The organism is Paracoccus sp. 22332, from assembly GCF_052045125.1.
Taxonomy (GTDB): Bacteria; Pseudomonadota; Alphaproteobacteria; order Rhodobacterales; family Rhodobacteraceae; genus Paracoccus; species Paracoccus haematequi_A.
Window position 1 is genome coordinate 1 of sequence record NZ_JBQEOI010000106.1, and the last position, 1,958, is coordinate 1,958.

Here is a 1,958-nt window from a genome sequence, read left to right on the forward strand (position 1 = left end):
TTCATGGCGTGATCTCCCTGGCGGTTGCCGCCGCCGGTTGGGTGGGTGTTGGTTCACCCGGAGATTACGCCGCCAGACAATTTCTACCACTTCCGAGACACGACCACTTTGGGCTTCAACTGCGGGTGCGCGCTTTCACCGGGATATTACCATGTCGCTTCTGGACGAGAACCTGCAGCAGCACTTCGCGGCAATCGTCGAAGGCTCCAACGATGCGATCGTGGCCAAGGATCTGAACAGCATCATCCTGAGCTGGAACCCCGCCGCAGAGCGCATGTTCGGCTACCCGGCCAATGAGGTGCTGGGCCGGTCCATCACCCTCATCATCCCCGAGGACCGGCAGCACGAGGAGGTCGACTTCATCAGCCGGTTGCGCCGGGGCGAGCGCATCCAGCATTTCGAGACAATTCGCGCAAGAAGAACGGCCAGTTGTTTCCGATCTCGGTCAGCATCTCGCCAATTCGCGACAGGCATGGCCAGGTCATCGGCGCCTCCAAGATCGCCCGGGACATCACCGCCCAGCATCGTGCGGCCGAGCAGCAGCGTCTGCTTCTGTCGGAGATGAAGCATCGGGTCGGAAACAGCTTCGCAATCGCCAGCGGCTTGCTGAACCTTTGCAGCCGACAGACGTCCACGGTCGAGGACCTGGTCGCCCAGATGCGCGGCCGCTTCCTGGCCCTGGCGGCCGCCCATTCCCTGACGGCGCCGGGGGCACACGAGGAGAATGCCGCAATCTCCGAAAAGCGGTCCTTGCGCGGGCTTCTCGAGGCGATCCTCGAGCCTTTCGCCGGCTCGCTGCCGGTCGACCTGGCCATCGAGGATGTCCTGGTCAGCGAGGCCGCCGTCACACCGCTGGCCCTGGTCTTCTACGAGCTTTCCACGAACTCGGTCAAATACGGGGCGCTGTCCCGCGACACCGGTCGGCTGGCGATCAGAACGGAGCGGCAAGGCAACCGGCTGATCATCCACTGGGACGAGACCTTCGCCCCGGAGCATGCAGGGCCAGCTATGCCCGGGCAGGGCTTTGGCACGGTCATGTGCGAACTGGCCCTGCAGGATCAGCTGGAGGGATCGTTTTCGCGGCAGTTCACGACCAGCGGCATGCATGCCGTCCTGGACGTCAGCTCCGCGCGACTGTCCGCGGATCTTCCCGAGCACGGCGTCTGACCGCACCAAGCGCCTGTGGTGAGGGGGATGGAAAGAGGAGACGACGGCGAGCGGAATGGCCAGTTGAGATGTCTTCCCCAGCCGAGTGAAGAGAGCTCAGAAACCATCCCCCGTGCTGCTCGGCTGATGGAGGGATTATGCTGCAGATCGCGGCACCCGGCGGCGCTTTCTGCGCAACGGCCAGTGAAAGCTTCAGCATGGGCCGTTGAGATTTAGTTTTCGCTCGCGAATTGATGTAACGTAACCGCCCGGTTGCCACCGCCTGCCTGAGCGTGGGGTGATCGGCTAAGACACGTGCATAGCGACGTCGTTAACGACGTATCTTATGCGGGGCTTTCGATGCGTGGTGACATTCTGGGTCTGGAACGGCGTCGTCGCTGGAGCGACGAGGAGAAGCTCGGGATCGTGCTGTCGGTGGGGGTGGCGGGCGCGACGGTGACGCAGGTGGCGCAGCGCCACGAGGTAACCCGACAGCAGCTTTATGCCTGGCGGCATGAGCTGAAGAAGAAGGGGCTGCTTTCCCCGCTTCCGGAGACTGTGTTCTTGCCTGTGGAGTTGAGCGCGCCCGCCGAATTGGCGGTGCCTTCCTTGGCTGAAGATTTGACGCCGCAACGCCCCGCCCTGATTGAGCTTCAGCTGGCCAATGGCCGGTGCCTGCGCTTTGACCCGATGCTGGACACGACCACGCTGACGCGGTTGATCCGGGTGGTGGAGGCGGCATGATCGGGCCCGGCACCGGTGTCCGGGTTTATCTGGCCTGCGGGGTGACCGACATGCGCAAGGGCATCGAG

General features: G+C 63.5%; 2 protein-coding genes and 1 pseudogene. All 3 read left to right on the forward strand.

The window, feature by feature from the left end; genetic code table 11:
• Positions 1-151: 151 nt before the first annotated feature.
• Positions 152-480 (forward strand): annotated as a pseudogene (locus ACTJI6_RS23955) (PAS domain-containing protein); the annotation flags it as partial.
• A gap of 81 nt (positions 481-561) precedes the next feature.
• Entirely contained in the window at positions 562-1,167 is a 606-nt protein-coding gene (locus ACTJI6_RS23960; RefSeq protein ID WP_440804259.1) for a sensor histidine kinase, read from the forward strand.
• Between the two features lie 339 nt (positions 1,168-1,506).
• Positions 1,507-1,890, forward strand: a complete 384-nt coding sequence (gene tnpA, locus ACTJI6_RS23965) for an IS66-like element accessory protein TnpA (RefSeq protein WP_126152565.1) — start codon at positions 1,507-1,509, stop codon at positions 1,888-1,890.
• Positions 1,891-1,958 lie beyond the last annotated feature (68 nt).